The organism is Sphingobium naphthae (assembly GCF_043589935.1).
Taxonomy (GTDB): domain Bacteria; phylum Pseudomonadota; class Alphaproteobacteria; order Sphingomonadales; family Sphingomonadaceae; genus Sphingobium; species Sphingobium naphthae_A.
Genome location: NZ_CP171457.1, coordinates 1 through 22,184 on the forward strand (window position 1 = coordinate 1; position 22,184 = coordinate 22,184).

A 22,184-nucleotide genomic window follows, 5' to 3' on the forward strand; every position below is an offset into this window, starting at 1 on the left:
GTGACGCATCCGGCGCTTGTCCCGCCGCTGGCGATCGAGCGCTACCGCGTCCTTGAACCGCACCTCGCCGATGGCATCCCGCTCGCGGACCTCGCCCGCACCGGCACGCTGAGCGAGCGGACGTTGCAGCGCTGGCTCGGGCGCTACCGTGCCGCAGGACTTGCCGGTCTCGCGCGTCTGCCGCGCAACGATCGGGGCAGGCTGCACCTGCCGGAACATCTGGTCGAACTGACCCGCACTCTCGCCACCAAGCGCCCGCGACCCCCGGTCGCCGCCATTCACCGAAAGGTGCAGGAACTCGCCATCGCGCATGGACACCGAACCCCCAGCTATGCGGCCGTCGCGCGTGTCGTCAGGGCGATACCGGCAAGCCAGATCGCCGCAGCCTCCGATCCGGCCGTCTACCGCGACCAGCACGAGCTAGTGCATCGGCGCGAAGCCGCGACCTCGAACGAGATGTGGCAGGCCGATCATACCGTTCTCGACATTCTCGTGCTCGATGATGCCGGAACCCCGGTGCGTCCTTGGCTGACCGTCATCGTTGACGATCACAGCCGAGCCATCGCCGGTTACTTCCTCAGCCTCGATGCCCCCAGTGCCCTCAACACGGCGCTCGCCTTGCGGCAGGCGATCTGGCGCAAGCCCAATCCCGAATGGATCGTCAGCGGCATTCCCGAACAGCTTTACGTCGACAACGGCTCGGATTTCATCTCCGAGCATATCGAGCAGGCGTGCATCGCCCTCAAAATCCGCCTCATCCATTCGCTGCCGGGGCGTCCTCGCGGGCGCGGCAAGATCGAGCGGCTGTTCCGCACCATCAACGACATGTTCCTGCCCGACCTGCCCGGCCACCTGATCGCGGGCAAGCCGCTGTCGGCGCCAGTGCTCACGCTCGACGAGCTGCGCGCCCGCTTCGAGGCGTTCGTGTGCGGCGTCTATCATCGTCGCCCGCATGGCAGCACCGGCGAACCGCCGATCACGCGCTGGCAGAAGGGCGGGTTCCTGCCCGCAATGCCCGACAGCCTTGAACAGCTCGACATGCTGCTCGTGCACGTGCCCAAGCCCCGTAAAGTGCTGCGCGACGGCATCCGTCTGATGGGCAGGCGCTATGTCGAACCCACGCTCGCGGCCTTCGTCGGCGAGCAGGTCGAGGCGGTCTATGACCCCCGCGACCTGACCGAGATCCACGTCTACCACCAGGGCCGGTTCGTCTGCCGTGCGCTCAGCTCCGAGCACGCTGGGCACCCGTCGTTGCGCGCGATCCAGCGCGCCCGGCGCGGCGCGAAGGAGCGCGACAAGCAGGTGCCTGCCCCCACGGAGACCTTCGATGGCGACCAAGAGGATACGGCTTCCCGGCCCACCACCTACCGAGGGCTCCGGCTCTACGCCGCTGACGATTGAGTTCCTGGTCGAGCAGCCGTTCCTGGCGACCCGCGAACATGCCCGGTTCGTCGAGTTTGCCGAAGCCTGCGCGCACTACCGCTATATCGGCGTGTGTCATGGCCGGCCGGGCGTCGGAAAGACGCGATCGGCGCGCGAGTTTTCCAGCTTCCCCGACCTGGGGGAATATGCCGCGCTCCGTCCCATTGCCGCGCTCCTTGGCGAAAAGGTCGCTCGCTGCCGCGCCGTCTTCTACACCGTGTCGGTCAGCAACACGCCCAAGACGATCGACGCGGTGTTGGGCCTCAACCTCATTAAGCTGGGCTATGCCCGGCTGACGGTCGCGGGCGGCTCGCAGGACGAAATCACCCATGACGCCGCCCGCATCGCCTGCCCCCTCGTCATCGTCGACGAGGCCGACCGCCTGACCATAAAGTCGCTCGAACATCTCCGCGACATGGCCGATCGCCACGGCTTCGGGCTGATCCTGATGGGTATGCCGGGCTTGGAGAAGCGCCTCGCCCGCTATGCCCAGCTCTACTCGCGGATCGGCTTCGTCCACGAGTTCAAACCGCTTACCGAGACCGAAATGCGGCTGCTGCTCGCGACCCACGCCGGCGATTTCGGGATCAGCTTCGACCCGGCCCAACTCGACGCGATCGAAGCGCAGGCAGCCGTGATCCGCATCACGCGCGGCAACTTCCGGCTCATGGAGCGCCTGTTCGCGCAGATGCGGCGGATCATGACCCTCAACCGCGTCGAGGAGGTCACCGCTGACATCGTTCAGGCCGCGCGCGATTGCCTCGTCATCGGACCCGGCAACTGACAAATAGCGCGATCAGAACGCCGCCATTTAGCGCGAGCGTTTACACAGGATAAGATCCATACCGTTTCCGGAACCACTTTCTTGTTTCCTCTTCGAAATTGGACTGTGCTGATGAGTTTGAGCGATGGTGGCTTCGCTCATACACTACGCGCTACCAGGCCCCTGCCCGTTTCTTAGGCTTAACGTTGTAGCTCAAGACCCCGGGGGCTCAGCCTCCCTTCTCCGGTTCTTGCCGCTGCGCAAATCCCTCGATCTACCTGCCGCCGTCGTGTGGTCGCACGGCATCATCCAAAGACCTATTTAGGCCGTCATGACTAGCCAATCTTCGCCATAAGGCGCCCCGCCGCCCCCTGCTCTGCCGCGAGATTGCGATTATAAGCGAGCGGCATCCGCGGCGACTTCCACCGCAGCGCGTCCATGATGCCGGCCAAATCCTCCCCGCTGGCGAACAGGTCCTGATTGAGCCCGATCCGCGTCGAGTGCGCACTGATCCCCTTCAGCAACCGCGCCAGATCGTCCGCCGTCAAATCGGGCAGCGCGCCACGGTCGAACGCGCGGCCGATGATCGACCGAAAGATTGGTCCGATCGAGCCCGGGTGCAGCGCCACGGTGCCGATGTCATATTCGACGCGCGCCTTCACCGCCGGCTTGGACAGCGTCTTGCGCAGATCCCACGTCTCCCGGCCCGAGATGCTGTCGATCGGCCGACCGCGCACGGCTGCCCGCGCCTTGTAGCGCCGCACCTGCACCCGCCGGAACAGCGGCCCTGTCGTGATCCCCGCCGCTTCGGTCCACGCCGCGATCGCCGCGACGGTGCGCGGGCTGAGGTAGGCGGTCGCCCCCTCCCCGTCTTGATCGCCCTTATGACGCAGAATCTGCAGCAGCCGCGCTTCGGGATCGATCGCCTCCTCAATATGCTCAATGGCGACCGCCACCAGTTCGGAGGCGCGCAGCCCGGTGTCATAAGCGGCCGATAGCAGCGCCCGATCACGCAGCCCCGGCAGATCCTCGCCACAACTCTCGAGCAGCGCGCGGATGTTGAGCCCCCGCGCCTTGTCGCGCTCGACGTCGCGCACCGGGCCCTTGAACCGCAGCGGCCGCGCCTGCTTCTGCGCAGCCCCCTTCTCGCGGCGCACCGTCTGGAGCCGCAGCTTCACCAGCGGCGCCGGCGTCGGATCCTTGAGCTCGAGCAGCTGGTGGATCTTGGCGATCGACGCCTTGTAGCGGGATAGCGAGGCCGGCCGGCTCCCCTTCCCGGCCCGCGCGTCGAGATAATCGGCCACGGTCTCGGGCGTGGCCGGCAGCGCGATCCGGTTGTTGCGCCTACACCACGCATCGAACGCCTCGACGTCGGACTTGAGCGCACGGATGCTATGGGGCGATGAAGCGGCCTGATAGGCGGCGATCAGGCCCTCGTTGACGGTGATGCGCTCGCCGGCGCGCATCTGCACGATCGTCCACGCAAGGTCGGCCGGCGCCCTGACGGCCGGCAGGACAGCCTCAGGCGGCGCTACGGGGATTTCTGGCCCTTCCCGGGCGGTTTCGGTGCTCACGACGCGCCTCGCTCCTCAGCCGCGCTTGTAGCCCACCTTATAAAGAACGGTCAAATCCGCTTATGTGATAACTGCAATTATCAAGGGTCCATGCCAAGCAACGTATGAAGGAGGAAACCAACTACTGACTTTGGTTTCTCTGCATGCCATCGTCGGTCACCCATGGCCCGCGACGAAAACCCTCCCGCCGATGACCCTTTGCTCCTGCTGGGGCGCCTCGATGGCCGCCTGCAGGGGAGCACATGCACGGACATCTTTCTCGCACGTTCGCGTCTTGAAGGAGCCTCCGCACTTTGCGGCCTCGCCGGCGTGCCGATCGCGGTGAAAGACCTGCAGGACTGGATCGCAGGCCGCACACCCCCTCCCCGCTCGTCCGAGGGACTCAACGATCCGATTTCGGTGGCGGCCATCTTCCACATCGCCCTCAGTCGCGATGAGGACCTCAGCGACCCACTCGCCCGCGCGACACTGAATGCGCTGCGTTCCGTCCTGGACGATCGCGCTGAAGCGGAAACCTATGCGACGTCGGACATCGCCCATTTCGGTCCACTTTGGCGGAAAGTGCAGGCGGCGGCAAACGCCCCCTTCCCTACCACCGACCTCCTCGGCGTCGCGGACCGCGTCTTCGAGCTGGCCGCATCCACCGAGCCGGCGACCACCAGCGGTTGGGACGTGGTCAGCCTCGATGGCCGGAAGCTCAACCTTCCACCGCGCGGCCGCGACCGAAACTGGTTGATCGCGGTCGCCGTGCCACGGATGCTCTACCGCGCCGGCTTCACCACGCGGGTCATCCCCTCTCTTGTCCTGCTGCCTAAGTACCTGCCCCCCTCCCCCGCCGAACTCGCCATGACGATGGCCCAGGCAATCGGCCGAACCGCTCAGGCGGGGCTTCGCGAGCTCGACTCGATCGAGCGCGCGGCGGCGCGCATCCGGTCCGATCTTCAGGCCACGAAGCGGAGCAAGGCTCCCTTGCTCGCTCGGCTTCAGTTATCTTACCCGGGGCTTCAGCCCGCCGCGGTGGCGCGCCTGCTGAAGGTCACACCCCAAGGTGCACGCAAGCTCCTCGCCTCTGTCCATAGTCACACCTGGACTTGTAACGGATTTGTGCCGGTCACCTGAGCGTTTTATGCTCGCAACAGGAGACCGACGAGATGATGAAGCATAGTGAAGATTTTAAGCGAGAGGCGGTTCGGATCGCGCTGACCAGCGGGCTGTCACGGGAGCGGGTTGCCGCGGATTTGGGGGTCGGCAAGTCGACGCTTGGCAAATGGATTGCTCACTATCGCCCGACAGATTTGGTGGCGGAGCCACAGGCCGATCTGGCCCGTGAGAATGAGCGCCTGCGCCTGGAAAACCGTATCCTCAAGGAGGAGAGGGACATTCTAAAAAAAGCAACGCAGTTCTTCGCGAGCCAAAAATCGTGAGGTTTGCGTTCGTTCATGAGCACCGCGATCGCTGGCCGGTTGAAGGCCTATGCCGGGTCTTGCAGGTGTCTACGCGTGGCTATCGGGCATGGGCGTCACGCCCGACCTGCCAGCGCGATCGCACAGATCTGAAGGTGCTGGCGCACATCCGCGAGCAATACACCCTGAGCCGCGGTACTTATGGTCGGCCCCGGATGACGATGGAGCTCAAAGAGGCGGGTCTCGATGTGGGCGAGCGTCGTGTGGGACGGCTCATGAAGATCAATGGGATACGGCCCATTCGCACCCGTCGCCACAAGGTTACCACCGATAGCCAACACCACCTTGGCGTTGCCCCCAATTTGCTGGACGGGGATTTCCTGGCCGCTGCGCCGAACCAGAAATGGGCAGGCGATATCAGCTATATATGGACCACCGAGGGCTGGCTTTATCTGGCTGTCGTCATTGATCTGTTCAGTCGGCGTGTCGTTGGTTGGGCAGTCAGCGACCGGATGAAGAAAGACCTGGCAATCAGGGCGCTGGAAATGGCCATAAACCTGCGTCAACCGCCCAAGGACTGCATTTTCCATTCTGATCGCGGCAGCCAATATTGCTCTTACGACTTCCAGAAAAAACTGCTGGCCCACGGTTTACGGCCCTCGATGTCGGGCAAAGGTAATTGCTACGACAATGCGGCTGTCGAAACCTTCTTCAAAAGCCTGAAGGCCGAGGTGCTCTGGCGCCAAACCTGGCCAACCAGGCGTCAGGCCGAGACCGCCATCTTCCAGTACATCAACGGCTTCTACAACCCACGTAGGCGCCATTCATATCTGGGCGGCATCAGCCCCCTCGCATTCGAGGCCAAGGTGGCATAGTGAGATAGGTGACCGGCGCAAAACCGTTACAAGTCCAACCTGAACGATCGACGCCCGTGCAATCCAAACCTCAGAACCCGCCCTCCCGGCATCATTTCATCCCGCAGTTCCTGCTCGAACAATGGACGACGGGCGGCGTGCTTCTCCGGTACCACTGCAACTGGCGCGGCGAGATCGAGAGCGCACCCGCCTCACCGAAGAGCGTCTGCTTCGAACGGGACCTTTATAAAACCGTCGGCTTCCCGCCCGAGCACGCGCAGCAGATGGAAACCCTGTTCATGCAGGTGGTGGATGATGCCGCAGCAAAGGTTCATGCACAGCTCCTCGACGGGGGCGTTCGCTCGCTCAGCGATGCGCAATGCACGGACTGGGGCCGCTTTGTATTCTCGCTCTGGTTTCGGACGCCGTTGGACATGCGCGGTTTGAAGGACGCCGTTGGTCCGCTCGCCGGCCCGGATAGCGGTCGCGCAATTGTCGATGGCGAGCACGTCCCTCTTCCGCCTGAGGCGCTGAGCGCGCTCCAGATGGAAATCCTACGAACCGTCATCGATGACGCCGAACGCGGACGAGCGTTCATCAACATGGAATGGCGGGTGATCAGGACCACCAATCCGCGAGAGTTCTTCGTGTCCGACTGGCCGCTCGACGTGCCGGCGAGTTTTGCATGGCTCGGCAGCAACTCGTCCTATGTGACCCTGCCGATCGGTCCCAACGCCCTTTTCGTTGCAGCCGGATCACGCTCGCTTGCCGACCGGATCGCAGCTCTACCCGAGCGCGAACTTATCATGCGCCAGAACCGATCGACCGTCGGCCATGCGCAGAGCTTTGTGGGCGCACCGAGCGCCCAGGCTGCCGCGTTTATTAGCGCTCACTTCGGCGGCCGGACGCGCCACTCCGTGACCCCAGGGCATCGCCGACAAATATAAGAGACCCGCCATATAAGCCGCGATCGATCTGCCCTCTGGCAGAGACGAACCACTAGACTAGGTCAGCAGTCCTTCGATTGCCTTCAGCAGTTCGGACGGGGAGGCTTCCGTCTTCGGCGGCACCTTGATGGTAAGCCCCCCTCCCCTCGCCTTCGTATAGCGCAGGATCACCTTGCCACCCCTGCCGGTGATTTCCTTCTCGGCGGCACCTTTGGTGCTGGGGGCGACAGTCGCCTTGACGAGACGCTTGGCGACCTCGGGCCCGCTTAGCCTCACGCCGCTCTTGGTACGCTCCTCCTCTATCCGCTCGGCCTCGTCGCGCATCTTCGCCAGCGCCTTCGCGTCGCCAGTAAGCGGCTTGATATCTCGCGCGACGCGGACGGTGATGTCGTGCGTGTCGGAGAAGGCTGAGACAACCTCGGCCGGCAGGCGTGCTACGTCCAGCAGCCGGCTAAGCCAGGACTTGGAGAGGTTCAGATGCTCGGCCATCTGCGACTGGGAGTTCTCGTAGAACTCGGCCAGGGCGACCGTATATTCCTTGGCGCGTTCCCAGTCGGAGATGTCCTTGCGAGAACGGTTCTCGACGTCCGAAACACGGAACGCCTCTTCGTCCGTCACGGTCTGGATCGTCACCAGATAGTCGAACTCGGGATGATGGTGCGCGCGAAGCCATTTCACCGTCCACCAGCGGCGAACACCGGCGATGATCTCGAAGTCATACTCTGGATCGTCCTTCAGGCGCCGAACGATGGCCGGGATCCGCTGCTTCTTAGCGGACAAGAACGAGTCGATTAGGTCACGGCAGCTCTCTTCCGTGAGATGGTCGAGATCGCGATTGTGCATACGCCAGGGGCGGCACTTCGCAGGGTCGACCCACTCCGTCCGATCAGCGACGGACTTGCCCGTTGCTATCCGCGCGAGCGTCTGGCTGCGGCTCGCCATGATGCCTTCGGCAGGAGTGGATTTGTCGAGGTTCTCCTCGTCATCGAGACCCTCTGTGAACATCGAGCCGAAGCCCTTGTTGCCCTTGCTCATCGGCCCGTTCCTTCTTCGTTTATTGCCGCCCTCGGCCCGCTCAAAGTGGAGGAGTTGCCACGTGGCAACTCGTCCGTTTCGCGGCGTATTTTCAGCCCGATATTCACGCGACGGAGATACATATCACAACGACTCAATCCATTGATTTTGCTTCATTTGTTTAGAAGTTGCCACGTGGCAACAGCGGTAGCAGCGAGGCCCAAAACGCGCCCGATTTTCCGCCGCTTTCACCTCGCAAAACCTGCCCGTTGCCACGTGGCAACTCGCCATCAGACACGCTCCCCTGCCCTGCTCGCCCAGGTCCGTAGAACGTCCTGCTCGATGTCCCGGCACACCTCGTTCAGATGACGCATGCAACGGTTGTAAACTTCGTGCGATGTGACCGGCTTGTCGAGTTCGAAGACGGTCTTCATACGCGAGCTGGCGTTGTCAATCTCGGCGCTGGTGACCATCACCGACTGGGTCATCGAACCGCCGAATACCTGCCGCATCATCGATAGCACCTCCCGGTGCATCGACTTGCTCTCGTCGACCCGGCTGCCGACAAGCCTGATGAAGTTATAGGCCGGCCGCCCCCGCCCCGCGATCATCTCCAGCTGCTTCATTGTGGTGCGCGTCATGTCGATGAACGAGACGGTCGAGGCGAAATCAACCAAGCTCGGCGGAACCGGGATGACCATGCAGTTAGCGGCCTGCAGCACGGCCATCGACACCATGCCGAGTGCTGGCGGCGGGTCCATGATCACCACATCATAATCGTCGACCACCGTATCGATCGCTTCGGCGATCAAGTCGATGATCTCCATGTTCTGATTTTTCGCCATATAGCCAGCGATCTCATATTCCAGATTGTAGAGCCGCAGGTTCGACGGGATCAGATCTAGATTGTGGAAGTGCGTCTTGCGGATGATCTTGCGCACCCCAAGCAACTCGGGATTATGGAAATGACCATAGAGCGTGTCTTCCTCGTCGAGATCAACGTCCGGACGATAGCCGAACATCATCGTCGAAGAAGCCTGGCTGTCGCAGTCGATGAAGAGAACGCGATAGCCGTTGATCGCAAAATGCTGGGCGAGGTGCAGCGCGATCGTAGACTTGCCGACGCCGCCTTTGAAATTGCAGACCGAGATGATCGCCGGCGTGTCGGTCGGTCCGCGCCAGGGGCGCGTTCCGAACACCTCGCGCATATGGTCGATCTCTTCGAGCGTATATTGAAGCCGATGGCCCGACCCAGTTCTTTCACGTGGCGGAAGACGACCGTCGCGCTCGGCCTCGCGAACCGCCGAGGCCGTCCGACCAGCAAGCGCGGCCGCCTTCGAGATCGGAAAGGTCGGTCCATGCTTGCGCCCGGTCTCCGGATCGACGGCGCTGTCGCGAATCCGCTTAAGGATGGTCAGCGCCTTGCGGTGAAGAACGTCGAGGCCGCCTTCGATCAGGTCGTCCGGCTGAGCGAGGGTAGGATCCGTAGCCATCTAAATCCGCTTCTGTGGGTTTGATACCCCACAATAGCTGTGTTGGCAGTTTGGAGCAAGAAAATGGCCATCAGACTTACAAGATCACCGATGATCTCCGAGCCCTTTGCGATTCGACTGATGACAGCCCCGTCGCTCGGCAGTCCCGACCGATGATCTCAGAGCCTTTGTGGTGTGTGCCGAGTCGACCCATCTAATTGGCGCAAAACATGCCGCTCTGTGGATAACCACCGATGATCTCGGTACTTTCCGATGATGTCGGTGCGAACAAGCGATGATCTCGGTGCGACCCGACCGATGATCTCGGAGCGCATACCTATTACTAGAATCACCCTATAAAAAACCGATTCGCGAATCGTTTTGATTTTTCGGGTTTGAAGAAAGGTTGGGGCAGGGGAGGGGCAAAAAGGCACCGACATCATCGGTCGATTTGCAAGTTTGAACGGCAGTTTCCCCTCCCAAACTGCCAACGGGGTTGATTTCGATCTCCAAACCTGTTGAGACATGTCCATCGAAACCCCCAACAGATTCGGGGGGAAGGGCAGACCATGAATGGGGATCAGCATAAGCCGCTAGGGCACCAATACGCACTGGCCATGCTTACCGGCGGGGAGGACGGCGTCCGCAAGCTCGCCACCACCGCCGGCACCCAGCTCACCTTGGACGCATTCCTGCGCGTGCAGGACGAAGAACCAGTCCCCGCCTTCCTCCACTCCGCGCTCTGCGCGATGTCGCTGCCGACCAAGCGGCCCAAAGACGACACGCAGCCGATCGTTCGCGAAGACGGCAAATACGCTCTGGCCATCAATCCACGGCCCGTTCTCCAGAACGTCGATGGCAAATCGATCATGCGGAGCCTGGGCGTGCCCTATGGCGCCTATCCGCGCGTTGCCCTGATCTACCTTCTTTCACAGGCCGTGATGAAGCAGTCGCGGGACGTTTATCTCGGTCGCAACTTCACCGAGTGGATGCGGCGCCTGGGCTATCAGACGGTCTCCTACGGCCCCCGCGGCACGGCCAATCTCATGCGTGAGCAGGTCGATCGCCTCCTCGCCTGCGAGTGGCAAATCCGCTGGGATGGCACCGATACGGAGGATAACGCGTTCGCCGTCCGGGACGTCAAAATCTCGAACGAATATGCCGGCTCGCTCGACAAGAACGGCTCGTTTGCGCGTGAAATCCGGATGTCGGAAGCGTTCTACACGCACCTCATTGAGCATGCCGTGCCACTCAACGAGGTCGCCATCCGGGAACTCAAAGGCACCCCAACAGCGCTCGATCTTTACACCTATCTCGCCTACCGGCTTCCCAGAATCGGATCGGACAAGGGGCAGGTCATCTCTTGGGATCAGCTGGCAAAGCACCTGGGCAACGAGGCTGACAGCAAACGCTTCCGCCAGACCGTGCGCGAGACCATGCAGATCGTCTCGGCGGTTTATCCGAACGCCAATGTCGACCTTTCCGGCCGTAAGGTCGTGCTGCATCCGTCACCTGCGCCGCTCGAGCGCAAACTGGTCGGTCCGCACCTGCGACTCGTCGGCGGCGACGCTGCAAAAACGGCACCGAGATCATCGGTCAGACCGCGTCGTGAGGTGGCTGTCTCGCCGGTCAAAGAGGCGGAACCGACATACGCCTTCCCGGCAGGTTCACTTTCCTACGGCACCCGCGAAGCGGTCTTCCGCCAGATTGCGCTCACGAAGGGTCATCCCTGGTCGGTCGATGACATGGCGGCTGCATTCCGGAAAGGGTGCCCTGACTTCAGCCGTCCGCGAACGGATGCCGAGTGGCTGCGTGTCTGGGAGCGGTTCGTTGTCGCCTATGCCGAACGCAGGGCGAATCGGAGTGACGACTGACCGATGATCTCCGAGCCGTTCGCGTAGTGCGAGCGCAGGGCGAGTCTGTCTAAGAGGATCCGACCGAAGGATGAGAGGGAAGGGGGGCCGGGCTTGTAAGCAGGAGGTGCAGCCATGCCGCTTACAGCCCAGAGACCAACGCAGGAACTCGTCGACATCGTCGGGGCGCTCGGCGGCATATGGAGCGGCTATGTCGCGATGTGCAGATGCCCAGCCCACAGCGACAGCGATCCAAGCTTATCGATCCGCCAAGGTGATCGCGGGATCCTCGTCACGTGCTTTGCCGGATGCTCGCGAGAGGACGTCCTGAGGGAACTCCGCCGAGTCCGACCAGGTCGCCATTATTCGGCGCCCGACGCAACCGGTCCGCAGCGCCCGGCCAATGTCGAGCGGCTCTGGGAGCAGGCTGTCGATGTTCGAGGCACCCTGGCGGAGCGCTATCTCGCTCGCCGCAACCTCCTTCCGCCGCCACGCGAGGTGCGCTTTCATCCGCGGTGCCCGTACATGCCGAAGCCGAAGACGGTATTCGAGCCGGCCCTGCTGATAGCCGTGCGCGAGACCCGTCGACTGGTCGCCATTCAGCGGATTTTTCTCAACCCAGCGACCGCCGACTATACGCGCAAGGTAATGCTCGGCACGCCTGGGAACGGCTCCTGGCGGGGCGGGGAGAGGGGCACCATCCTTGCGATTGCCGAGGGCTTCGAAACCGCTGATGCGTTCGCTCGCCTCAACGCCATCCCCTGCTGGGCTTCTCTCGGCGCACGGCGTCTCGATCAACTGATCATCCCGTCAGCAATCGATACGCTGCTCATCGCCCAGGACAATGACGCCGAAGGCCGACGCGCCGCCGACAAGGCCGAGAACCATTACCGACGGCCGGGTCTGACCATCCGCCGGGCACCACCCCGGGCAAAGTTCAAAGATTGGGCGAAAGTCCTCGACGCGGTCGTCCAGGGCATCAGCGTCTAGGCGCTCCGGGGTGGAAGAGGGGAGGGGGATCGAGAGCGTGATGCTGCTGAAGGTGCAGCCACGCAGGAGATCCCAAAATGACCGACCTCTTCCACGCGGCCGATCGCGCCGACCATCATGCCGCGCGTCTGCTCCTTCCGCACCTCGCAGCGGACGGCGCTATCAGCCGCCGCCTGATCAATGATATCATGGTCACCGCTTTCGGCGGGTTCGATGCCGACGGCCGCTGGACTCAGCGCACGAGCTTCGAGGTTCTCGAACATGCGCTCGCCCTACACCTTCGCTCAAACGGCCAGGGCTTGAATTCCTTTGCTCAAGTCAGCGCCTTGGTCGCACTTTCGGAGCGGCTCCCGACACAGACGGTGCGCAGCGAGGAGCAACTCGACTGGCAGCAATTTTCAACGCCAGTCGACATCGCCGCCGTCGCGGTCCTGCTTGCGGACGTCCAGCCCGATGACGTCATCCTAGAGCCGAGCGCCGGCAACGGACTGCTTGTCGCTCAAATCGGGCCGCACAAAGCCCTCCACCTCAACGAGCTCGATCCCCTCCGCCGCGGGCGGCTGCACCACGTCTTCCCGGAGGCTACGATCTCCGGCGAGGACGGCGCAACGATCAACTCGACCTTGGCTGCTGCTGAGCGACCCTCGCTCATCCTCATGAACCCGCCGTTCTCGCGCTCCCTCGGGCGCGGCGCCGACGACTATGCTGCGGTCCGCCATCTACAGGCTGCGCTTCGCCGGCTGCAGGCGGGGGGACGTCTGGTTGCGATCATGCCTGATTGGTTCGGGCCCAGCGCCAGGATGCGCGACCAGTACGAAACGGTGCTGCGCAATGTCACCGTCCAGACCTCGGTGCGGCTCGAAAAGTGCTATTTGAAGCATGGGACGTCGATCGCCATCCGACTGTTCGTGATCGACAAGGTCCCCGGCAAGGCACCGCCGTCCGTGATCCAGCGCTCCTCCGTGACCGAGCTTCTCGATGCGCTACGCGTTCCCGAAAGATCGAGGGCCCGTCGAGACGAGCCCGTGCCGACGCCAAAGCGGTCGGGCGGCATCTCGCTTTTTCGCGCGGTCAAGAGCAGCCGCCCAGAACCGCGCACCTTTCACGCGCCCGTTCGTAACGATGTGCTCCCCGTCGAATATGAGAAGCTCGCGACACCCGCACCGCTCCTCGAGCAGACCGGCGTCTATCTTCCCTACCGGCCAAGCCGGATCAGCTTCGCCACCGCCGGCGAGCATCCGACCGCGCTGGTCGAATCCGTGGCGATGGGATCAATCCCGGCGCCGGTCCCCGACTACGTCCCCTCGCTCCCCGAGCGCACCGTGGCCGAGCGCCTGCTTTCCGCCTCACAGCTCGAAACGGTCGTCTATGCGGGACATGCCTGGGCGCAGACGATCCCCGGCCGCTTCAAGCCGAACAAGGAAGGCGTCGGCTTGACCCTTGCCGAGGACGGCGAAGCCTATCGCAAGGGCTTCTTCCTCGGGGACGGGACGGGTGCAGGCAAGGGACGCCAGATTGCCGCCTGCATCCTCGACAACTGGCTCCAGGGCCGCCGTCGTAACATATGGGTCACCAAGAATGCGCCGTTGCTCGAAGATGCGCGTCGGGATTGGACTGCGCTTGGCGGCCTCAGCGGCGACATCCAGCCGATCTCCAACTGGAAGATCGACGAGCCGATCGGGCTTGAGCAAGGAGTTCTTCTCGTCACCTACCCGACGCTCCGCTCGATGCGCGGCGATCACAGCCGGCTGAAGCAGATCGTCGATTGGGCGGGGGCCGACTTCCAAGGCGTGCTGGCGTTCGATGAAGCCCATGAAATGGGCGGGGTCGCGGGCGGGGAGGGCGCCCTTGGCGCCAAGGAAGGATCGCAGCAGGGTATCTGCGGCGTGCTCCTCCAGAACCAGCTTCCCGGTGCGCGCGTGCTCTATGCCTCGGCGACCGGTGCGTCCGACGTCAACAATCTCGCATATGCGGTGCGCCTCGGTCTCTGGGGACCGGAAACCGCCTTTGCCGATCGCGAGCAATTCATCAGCGGCATCCGCAAGGGCGGCATCGCGGCGATGGAGCTAGTTGCTCGTGATCTCAAGGCGACCGGACTCTACATGGCGCGAGCGTTGAGTTTCGCGGGCGTCGAGTACGAGATTCTGCGGCACGAGCTGACCCCGGCCCAGATCGAAATCTATGACACATATGCCGACGCTTGGTCGATCATTCACCAGAACATGGAGCGGGCTCTTGAACTCACCGGCGTCGTCGACGGGCTGGAGAACGCCACGCTGAACAGTGGCGCCAAGGCGTCAGCCCGCTCGCGCTTCGAATCGACCAAGCAGCGCTTCTTTGGCCAAGTCCTGCTGTCCATGAAGCTTCCAACCGTGATCGCGGCGGTTCGGCAGCATCTCGCGAACGGCCAGTCCGTCGTGTTGCAGCTTGTGACGACAGCAGAGTCGATCCTGGATCGCCGTCTCGACGCGCTGAGCCCCGACGAGCGCGCTGAGCTCGAGATCGATCTGTCGCCACGCGAATATGTGATCGACTATCTCGAGCGCGCTTTTCCGACCCGGCAGATGCGTGTCTTCACTGATGATACCGGCACGCAGCGTTCCGTGCCCATGGAAGACGAAGCTGGGAATCCCGTGTACAACCCGGAGGCCGAAGCCGCACGTTCACGGCTCATAGAAGACCTGTGCGCTCTGCCCCCAATCACCTCCGCCCTCGACGGTCTGCTCGAACAGTTCGGCCATGACACCGTCGCCGAGGTCACGGGGCGAACCAAGCGGCTCGTCTCGACGGCCGACGGCCGCCAGAAGCTCGAGACCCGTTCTACCCGGACGAGCCAGGCTGAAGCGGCCGCGTTCATGCAGGGCCGCAAGCGGATCCTCATCTTCTCCGATGCCGGCGGGACGGGTCGGTCATACCATGCCTCGCGCGATGTGCCGAACCAGGAGCAGAGAGTTCACCTGTTGCTGGAGCCCGGCTGGCGCGCCGACCGAGCCATCCAGGGCCTGGGTCGCACGCACCGCACGCATCAGGCGAGCACGCCGCTGTTCCGGCCCGTCACAACCGACTGCAAAGGCGAGCTACGCTTCACGAGCACGATCGCGCGCCGCCTCGACAGCCTGGGCGCTCTCACCCGCGGCCAGCGCCAGACCGGCGGGCAAAATCTCTTTGATCCCGCCGACAATCTGGAGAGCGAATATGCCTGCGCGGCGCTCGTCACCTGGTTTCATCTGCTCGTCGGCGGCAAGCTGACCAGCGTGTCGCATGGCGAGTTCGAACGCCGAACCGGGCTAGAGCTCTGCGACAAGGACGGAGTCATGAAGGACGAGCTTCCGCCCATCCAGCGCTGGCTCAACCGGATCCTGGCGCTCCCGATCGCCCTTCAGAACAAGATATTCGATGAGTTTCTTTCCTTGGTCGAAACCCGTGTCTCGGCCGCGCGCGACGCCGGTCGTCTCGACGTCGGAGTCGAGACAATCCTCGTCGATACAGCGACGCTGGTGGATGACACGCTGTTGCGGACCGATCCGGTCAGTGGGGCGACATCACACCTGCTCACGATCGAGATCGCTCATCGCAGGACGCCGGTCGCGCTGGACCGCATTCTCCATATCGCGGACAGCGATGCCACCGCCGAGTTCCTGATCAACGGGAAGTCCGGCATGGTCGCATTGCAGACTCGTGCCCGCGCCCTCATGGAGGAGAAAGAGGGAACGCCCATCCCGCGCTTCGAGCTCATGCGGCCGACACGGCGTGAATACATGCGGGAGCAGGAGCTGTTCGAGAGCGCCTGGACGACGATCGACCGCGACGCCTTTTGTCGAAAGTGGCTCGAAGAGGCAGAAGTAGCAGCGAACAAGGTCGACACCGAGACCATTCGGCTCGCGACCGGCTTGTTGCTCCCGATCTGGTCCGCGCTGCCGAGCGATCATCTCGTGGTCAACCGGATCGCGGACAAGGCGGGCAACAGCTGGCTCGGACGGCTCGTCTTCGACGAGCATGTCGTGCAACTCTTCACGAGGCTCAGCATCGACCGTGCCGAGAACATGCCACCCACGGATATCGTCAAGTCCGCCTCGTCGGGACGCAGCGTTGATCTGACCCGGCCGTTCCCGATGACGATCAAACGCTCCCTGGTGAACGGCTCCCAGCGGATCGAACTGGTCGGCGCACCATCGCAGCAACTTGCATGGCTCAAGTCCCTGGGTTGTTTCACCGAGGTTATCCAGTACCGAACCCGCGTCTTCCTGCCCATGGCAACGGCCGGCGACACGCTCGATCGCATACTGCGCGCCGCTGCCTGAGGCGGCCATCGCACATGCTGAATAAGCCAACCCGAATATTCGCAGAATTGAAAATTCGCGTTGCGCGCCCACGATCTTAGCGATCGTTCAACAACGGAAAAGAGGTGGTCAGATGTCTCATTGTCACATGCCGCGTGCGGCGGTTCTCATGAGCAAGACCTCCGCCTCGGGGGTCCGGCTCGGCTGAGCTGCCCGTTCAGGCAGGACAATGGAAGGGTCGTCCGAAAGGGCGGCCCTTCGTTTTTGTGCGCACGTCTCGAAGCATGAGGCGACCGAGAGCGAGCACGCGGGGGCGGACGTCCACCCTCCGGAGCGCTCTCAGCCAGAGAGAGGGAAGGGGGGTCGGGGATGGTGTCCGGAACTTGCCGGACGCCATGAGGAGTTTCCCCCGTGATCCAAACCGTCAAACTCAGCAAGCTGCGTCTCTCGCCAATCAACGTTCGCACAGCGCCGGACGAGCAGCTCCAGATCGGACCCATGGCCGCGAGCATCGAGGCCAAGGGCTGGACTTGTAACGGTTTTGCGCCGGTCACCTATCTCACTATGCCACCTTGGCCTCGAATGCGAGGGGGCTGATGCCGCCCAGATATGAATGGCGCCTACGTGGGTTGTAGAAGCCGTTGATGTACTGGAAGATGGCGGTCTCGGCCTGACGCCTGGTTGGCCAGGTTTGGCGCCAGAGCACCTCGGCCTTCAGGCTTTTGAAGAAGGTTTCGACAGCCGCATTGTCGTAGCAATTACCTTTGCCCGACATCGAGGGCCGTAAACCGTGGGCCAGCAGTTTTTTCTGGAAGTCGTAAGAGCAATATTGGCTGCCGCGATCAGAATGGAAAATGCAGTCCTTGGGCGGTTGACGCAGGTTTATGGCCATTTCCAGCGCCCTGATTGCCAGGTCTTTCTTCATCCGGTCGCTGACTGCCCAACCAACGACACGCCGACTGAACAGATCAATGACGACAGCCAGATAAAGCCAGCCCTCGGTGGTCCATATATAGCTGATATCGCCTGCCCATTTCTGGTTCGGCGCAGCGGCCAGGAAATCCCCGTCCAGCAAATTGGGGGCAACGCCAAGGTGGTGTTGGCTATCGGTGGTAACCTTGTGGCGACGGGTGCGAATGGGCCGTATCCCATTGATCTTCATGAGCCGTCCCACACGACGCTCGCCCACATCGAGACCCGCCTCTTTGAGCTCCATCGTCATCCGGGGCCGACCATAAGTACCGCGGCTCAGGGTGTATTGCTCGCGGATGTGCGCCAGCACCTTCAGATCTGTGCGATCGCGCTGGCAGGTCGGGCGTGACGCCCATGCCCGATAGCCACGCGTAGACACCTGCAAGACCCGGCATAGGCCTTCAACCGGCCAGCGATCGCGGTGCTCATGAACGAACGCAAACCTCACGATTTTTGGCTCGCGAAGAACTGCGTTGCTTTTTTTAGAATGTCCCTCTCCTCCTTGAGGATACGGTTTTCCAGGCGCAGGCGCTCATTCTCACGGGCCAGATCGGCCTGTGGCTCCGCCACCAAATCTGTCGGGCGATAGTGAGCAATCCATTTGCCAAGCGTCGACTTGCCGACCCCCAAATCCGCGGCAACCCGCTCCCGTGACAGCCCGCTGGTCAGCGCGATCCGAACCGCCTCTCGCTTAAAATCTTCACTATGCTTCATCATCTCGTCGGTCTCCTGTTGCGAGCATAAAACGCTCAGGTGACCGGCACAAATCCGTTACAAGTCCAGTCTATGGCGAACAGGGCGCGCGCAATCTTGCCTCGCTCGCGCGCTCCAAGCTCATCCTCGCGACCGCCGATCTCGACACCGCCGAGCAGTGCGCGCGCTACATCGGCAACCGCGAGGTCCGGCAGATGGATGAGGCCTACAGCTACGGCTATAACAACACCCGAGACGCCTCGACGCTCACCCCGCGCAAGCAGGTCGAGCCGCTCGTCATCGCCGACGACATCACAAACCTCCCCTCGATGCACGGCTTCGTAAAATTCCCCGACGGTTTTCCCGCCGCGCGCATCCAGCTCGAGTGGAAAGACTGTCCCAAGGTCGCCGAAGGGTTCGTCCTCCGGCCCAATATCCAGCCCGTCCGGTCAAGGCGCGGAGAGGAGGCGTTCGGGGGCGACGAGAGCGGCGAGGTGAGTGGCGCGGCGGGGGGACGCGACGGTTCGCTGCAGATCATCGAGGAGGTAACCGAGCCCACCAATCTCGCCAGGGAGCTGGCCGCCAATATCCTCTCGGCCGGCGCGGAAGAGGAGCATGACGAAGCGGCGCGTCGTGTGGGCCAAGCAGAGGATCGCCACGGGGAGAGCGCGGCGCCTGCCCATGCTGCCGACAAGGCACAGGCGGCGCGCGTCTCGGACGAAGAGCAGCAGCCAATCGCGCGCGATCGCGACGCACGATCGACCATGCCGAACGCGCCCCAAGTCGAGGACCAGACCCTCATCGAACTGCGCCAATCCTTCGCGCCCGATCGGGGCGATGACGGCATGGACATGGGGATCTGACCGATGCTCTCGGTCGCCTCGGTCCGCTCCTCCTCGGGCGCCGCGAACTATTTCGCGAAGGACGACTATTACACGGTCGAAGGATCGTCCGAGATCAGCCTCTGGGCCGGGGAGGGGGCGGACGCGCTCGGACTCTCGGGCGAAGTCGCGAAGGACGCGTTCGAAGGCGTGCTCAACGGCGTGCTTCCGAGCGGCGAAGGGGTGGCCCAGGTCGAGAACCGGCGCGCAGGCGTCGACCTCACTTTCTCCATGCCCAAGTCCGCCTCGGTGATGGCCTATGTCGCGGGCGACAAGCGCGTCCTCGCCGCGAACATGGCGGCGGTTCAGAAGACCATGGCCTGGGTCGAGAAGAACCTCGCCGAAGGCCGCAAGGACGTCGACGGTCGCACCGTGCCGGTTGCCACCGGCAATCTCGTCTATGCGCTGTTCCAGCACGACACGAGCCGCGCGCTCGATCCCCAGGGGCATATCCACGCCGTCATCGCCAATCTGACCCGGCTACCTGACGGCAAATGGCAGGCGCTCCATGCCGACAAGATCTGGAAGAGCAACTCCGTCATCGGCTCGATCTACCATGCCTATCTGCGTCAGGGCCTCGAGAAGCTCGGCTACCAGATCGAGCCGCGCGGCAAGCACGGCACTTTCGAGATTTCAGGCGTGCCGAAAGCCGTCATCGGCGAGTTCAGCCAGCGGCGCGAGGACATTCTCGAGCGTGCCACGCAGCTGGGGATCAAGTCGCCCGAGGGCCTGCGCGAAATCACCAAGCGCTCGCGCGATCCCAAGCTCAATGTCGAGGATCGCGAAGCGCTGCGGCAGGACTGGATCGAGCGCGCCGCGGCGCGCGGGTTCGACGGCAAGGCGCTCGCCGCGACCGCTATAGCGCGCGCAGAGCATGCCGCCTCTACCAGCGCGCTTGAGCGCGGCTTTAAGGCAGTGACCGAGGCAGTCGGCGCTGCGCGCGAGAAGCTGGAGGGCTTTCTGCGCCCGTCCGATCCGCTGGTCGATCGCGGCCTCGCGCGCGTCACCCAGTCGCCCGCCATCGCGCGCGCCCAGCTCGCGGTTGCCTCCGCCATCCGGATCCATGCCGAGCGCGAGGCGGCCTTTCCGGTCCACCGGGTCGCCAAGACCGCGCTCGACCTCGGATTGAAAGGCGTCACGATCGAGAAGATCGAGCACCGCATCGGCCAACTCGTCGAGCGCGGGACGCTGCTCGCGGGGCAGGGGCGGGCGGCCGATTTCGTGACGACCAGGGAGGCGCTGGGCACCGAGGAGGCGATCCTCAAAGCCGTCGATGCCGGGCGCGGGACGGCTTCGCCGATCGTTGCCGCCGACCAGGCGCCGGGGCGGCTGCAGGGCGAAGCCCAGCGCGAACTCAACACGGGCCAGCTCGCCGCCGCGACGCTCATCCTCGCATCCAAGGACCGGACAGTCAACATCCAGGGCATCGCCGGCGCCGGCAAGTCGACGATGCTGCAGGCCGTCGCGCGCGTTGCCGAAGCGGAAGGCCGGCAGATCACGGGTCTCGCCTTCCAGAACAAGATGGTCGCCGACCTCGCCGAAGGGGCGGGCATCAAGGCACAGACGATCGCCTCGTTCGTCCTGGCCAACGAGCGTCATGTCACCCAGCGCGAGGGACCCGGATACGAGGCGGCGCGTGCAGCGCTCGCAGGCTCGATGCTCGTTGTCGACGAGACCTCGATGGTGTCCTCGACCGACATGCTGAAGCTCCATAGCATCGTCGGGGCGCTCGGGGTCGACAAGCTCGTCCTCGTCGGCGACCGCCAGCAGCTCTCCTCCATCGACGCCGGCAAATCCTTTGCCATGATCCAGGCGGCAGGGGGAACGCTGGCGCGCATGGACGAGAATATCCGCCAGCGCACCGAGACCCTGCGGACGGTCGCTGCGCTCGCCAATATCGGCAAGGCAAGCGCGGCGATGCAGGTGCTGGGCGACAAGGTGGTCGAGACCGCGAGCCCGGCCGAGCATGCCGCGGATCTGTGGCTGGGGCTCGATCCCGCCGAGCGCGAGGTAACCGCCGTCTTCGCGTCCGGGCGCGACGCGCGCGCGACGATCAATCAGCGGATCCAGGAGGGCCTCGCCGCCGAGGGGTCCCTCAAGGGCGAGGGCATCCATCTCACCGTCTACGACCGCATCAACACCACTCGCGAGGAGCTGCGCTATCCTTCGACCTACCGCGCCGGCATGACGCTTGAGGTCGGCCGCGGCGGCGCCAATGATGTGGGGCTGAGGGCAGGGCGTTACGACGTCCTCGCCGTCCATGCGAGCGGCAAGGTCGACCTCGCCAACGGGCGCCGCAGGATCCGCTTCGATCCGCAGAAGCTCTCGCCCACCGAAACGCGCGACCGGCTCCAACTCACCGAGAAGAAGGATCTCCACCTGCGCGAGGGCGACCAGGTCCGCTGGACCGCGAACGACAAGCCGCGCGGGCTCGCCAACGCTGCGCTCGCCCGCATCGTCGGGATCGACGCCAAGGGCGTGACCGTCGAGACGGCCGGCAAGGAGCGGCTCGTGCTCGATCTCGGCGACCCGATGCTGAGCCGCCTCGACCTCGCCTATGCGCTCAACATGCACATGGCGCAGGGCATCACCACCGACAAGGCGATCACGGTGATGGACAGCTATGAGCGCAATCTCTCCAACCAGCGCCTGTTCAACGTCGGCGTCACCCGTGTGCGCGACGACCTCACCATGGTTGTCGACGACAAGGAGAAGCTGCAGCGCCAGCTCGACCACAATCCGGGCGACAAGACCTCCGCGCTCGAGACGCTCGGACGTCTCGATATCGATGGCGCCAAAGGACCCGCCGATCCTACCAAGTTCGATCCTGGACCGGTCGAGGGCGGCCCCGCGCCCACGCCGGTGGACCCGCTCTCGGACCTCCCGCCGCTGCCCTCGGGCGATGGCAAGGATGGGAGCAAGGCCGGCACGGGCAAGGCTGCCGCGGGTAAGGCCGGCGCAGCAAAGCCCGATGATCTGAGCGCTCCAGCCCTCAAGCCCGAGCAAGCCGATCTTCTGCCCCCGCTGCCCGAGCGCAGCCTGGGGCTCGACCTGTGAAGCCGCGGC

13 protein-coding genes and 1 pseudogene are annotated in these 22,184 nt (G+C 63.6%); 10 read left to right on the forward strand and 4 right to left on the reverse strand.

Annotated elements, in window-relative coordinates:
- Together ACGGKE_RS18000 and ACGGKE_RS18005 are read left to right on the forward strand one after the other, a co-directional pair.
- On the forward strand, positions 1–1,401 hold the full coding sequence (locus tag ACGGKE_RS18000; RefSeq protein WP_394443329.1) for a Mu transposase C-terminal domain-containing protein: 1,401 nt from the start codon (positions 1–3) through the stop codon (positions 1,399–1,401).
- Positions 1,328–2,206, forward strand: a complete 879-nt coding sequence (locus tag ACGGKE_RS18005; protein WP_009824028.1) for an AAA family ATPase — start codon at positions 1,328–1,330, stop codon at positions 2,204–2,206. Before ACGGKE_RS18000 ends, ACGGKE_RS18005 begins: the two co-directional genes overlap by 74 nt.
- Positions 2,207–2,520: 314 nt before the next feature.
- Here the strand turns inward: ACGGKE_RS18005 and ACGGKE_RS18010 are convergent, their stop codons facing one another.
- Complete coding sequence (locus ACGGKE_RS18010; protein ID WP_013039113.1) at positions 2,521–3,759, reverse strand: site-specific integrase; 1,239 nt, start codon at positions 3,757–3,759, stop codon at positions 2,521–2,523.
- A 162-nt stretch (positions 3,760–3,921) separates the two neighbouring features.
- Here ACGGKE_RS18010 and ACGGKE_RS18015 point away from each other — a divergent pair, with 162 nt between their 5' ends.
- The 3 genes from ACGGKE_RS18015 (at position 3,922) to ACGGKE_RS18025 (ending at position 6,963) form a co-directional block, all read left to right on the forward strand.
- Positions 3,922–4,878 carry a hypothetical protein gene (locus tag ACGGKE_RS18015; RefSeq protein ID WP_394443333.1) on the forward strand — a complete coding sequence of 319 codons (957 nt, stop codon included), beginning with the start codon at positions 3,922–3,924 and terminating at the stop codon, positions 4,876–4,878.
- A gap of 32 nt (positions 4,879–4,910) precedes the next feature.
- A protein-coding gene (locus tag ACGGKE_RS18020; RefSeq protein ID WP_394439797.1) for an IS3 family transposase occupies positions 4,911–6,037 on the forward strand; the annotation gives its coding sequence in 2 pieces (ribosomal slippage) (positions 4,911–5,142 and positions 5,142–6,037; 1,128 coding nt in all).
- A gap of 8 nt (positions 6,038–6,045) precedes the next feature.
- Positions 6,046–6,963: a DUF4238 domain-containing protein gene (locus ACGGKE_RS18025; protein WP_394443335.1), complete on the forward strand. Its 918-nt coding sequence runs from the start codon at positions 6,046–6,048 to the stop codon at positions 6,961–6,963.
- Positions 6,964–7,020: 57 nt separating this feature from the next.
- Here ACGGKE_RS18025 and ACGGKE_RS18030 read toward each other — a convergent pair whose 3' ends face one another.
- On the reverse strand, positions 7,021–7,998 hold the full coding sequence (locus ACGGKE_RS18030; RefSeq protein ID WP_394443337.1) for a ParB/RepB/Spo0J family partition protein: 978 nt from the start codon (positions 7,996–7,998) through the stop codon (positions 7,021–7,023).
- A 269-nt stretch (positions 7,999–8,267) separates the two neighbouring features.
- Complete coding sequence (locus ACGGKE_RS18035; protein WP_394443338.1) at positions 8,268–9,470, reverse strand: AAA family ATPase; 1,203 nt, start codon at positions 9,468–9,470, stop codon at positions 8,268–8,270.
- Between the two features lie 548 nt (positions 9,471–10,018).
- On the opposite strand from ACGGKE_RS18035, the gene ACGGKE_RS18040 reads away from it, so the two are divergent.
- The 3 genes from ACGGKE_RS18040 (at position 10,019) to ACGGKE_RS18050 (ending at position 16,593) form a co-directional block, all read left to right on the forward strand.
- On the forward strand, positions 10,019–11,323 hold the full coding sequence (locus ACGGKE_RS18040; protein ID WP_394443340.1) for a replication protein RepA: 1,305 nt from the start codon (positions 10,019–10,021) through the stop codon (positions 11,321–11,323).
- A gap of 114 nt (positions 11,324–11,437) precedes the next feature.
- On the forward strand, positions 11,438–12,292 hold the full coding sequence (locus tag ACGGKE_RS18045; RefSeq protein ID WP_394443342.1) for a toprim domain-containing protein: 855 nt from the start codon (positions 11,438–11,440) through the stop codon (positions 12,290–12,292).
- Between the two features lie 77 nt (positions 12,293–12,369).
- Positions 12,370–16,593, forward strand: coding sequence for a strawberry notch-like NTP hydrolase domain-containing protein (locus ACGGKE_RS18050; protein ID WP_394443344.1), 4,224 nt, complete (start codon positions 12,370–12,372; stop codon positions 16,591–16,593).
- Positions 16,594–17,134: 541 nt separating this feature from the next.
- Here ACGGKE_RS18050 and ACGGKE_RS18055 read toward each other — a convergent pair.
- Positions 17,135–18,261, reverse strand: a protein-coding gene (locus tag ACGGKE_RS18055; protein WP_394439797.1) for an IS3 family transposase whose coding sequence is annotated in 2 segments (ribosomal slippage) — positions 17,135–18,030 and positions 18,030–18,261 — 1,128 coding nt in all. Because the reading frame shifts where the segments join, the coding sequence is not laid out codon by codon here.
- Between the two features lie 65 nt (positions 18,262–18,326).
- On the opposite strand from ACGGKE_RS18055, the pseudogene ACGGKE_RS18060 reads away from it, so the two are divergent.
- Together ACGGKE_RS18060 and mobF are read left to right on the forward strand one after the other, a co-directional pair.
- Positions 18,327–19,100 (forward strand): annotated as a pseudogene (locus ACGGKE_RS18060) (type IV secretion system DNA-binding domain-containing protein); the annotation flags it as partial.
- 3 nt (positions 19,101–19,103) lie between these two features.
- A complete protein-coding gene (gene mobF / locus ACGGKE_RS18065) occupies positions 19,104–22,175 on the forward strand; it encodes a MobF family relaxase (protein ID WP_394443345.1) in 3,072 nt (1,023 codons plus the stop codon).
- The last annotated feature ends 9 nt before the right edge of the window (positions 22,176–22,184 follow it).

Excerpts from the sequence above, each read along its gene's own strand:
- ACGGKE_RS18045 (WP_394443342.1), top strand. The coding sequence starts at position 11,438 with ATGCCGCTTACAGCCCAGAGACCAACGCAGGAACTCGTCGACATCGTC.
- ACGGKE_RS18015 (WP_394443333.1), top strand. The coding sequence starts at position 3,922 with ATGGCCCGCGACGAAAACCCTCCCGCCGATGACCCTTTGCTCCTGCTG.
- ACGGKE_RS18040 (WP_394443340.1), top strand. The coding sequence starts at position 10,019 with ATGAATGGGGATCAGCATAAGCCGCTAGGGCACCAATACGCACTGGCC.
- ACGGKE_RS18035 (WP_394443338.1), bottom strand. The coding sequence starts at position 9,470 with ATGGCTACGGATCCTACCCTCGCTCAGCCGGACGACCTGATCGAAGGC.
- ACGGKE_RS18050 (WP_394443344.1), top strand. The coding sequence starts at position 12,370 with ATGACCGACCTCTTCCACGCGGCCGATCGCGCCGACCATCATGCCGCG.
- ACGGKE_RS18030 (WP_394443337.1), bottom strand. The coding sequence starts at position 7,998 with ATGAGCAAGGGCAACAAGGGCTTCGGCTCGATGTTCACAGAGGGTCTC.
- ACGGKE_RS18005 (WP_009824028.1), top strand. The coding sequence starts at position 1,328 with ATGGCGACCAAGAGGATACGGCTTCCCGGCCCACCACCTACCGAGGGC.
- mobF (WP_394443345.1), top strand. The coding sequence starts at position 19,104 with ATGCTCTCGGTCGCCTCGGTCCGCTCCTCCTCGGGCGCCGCGAACTAT.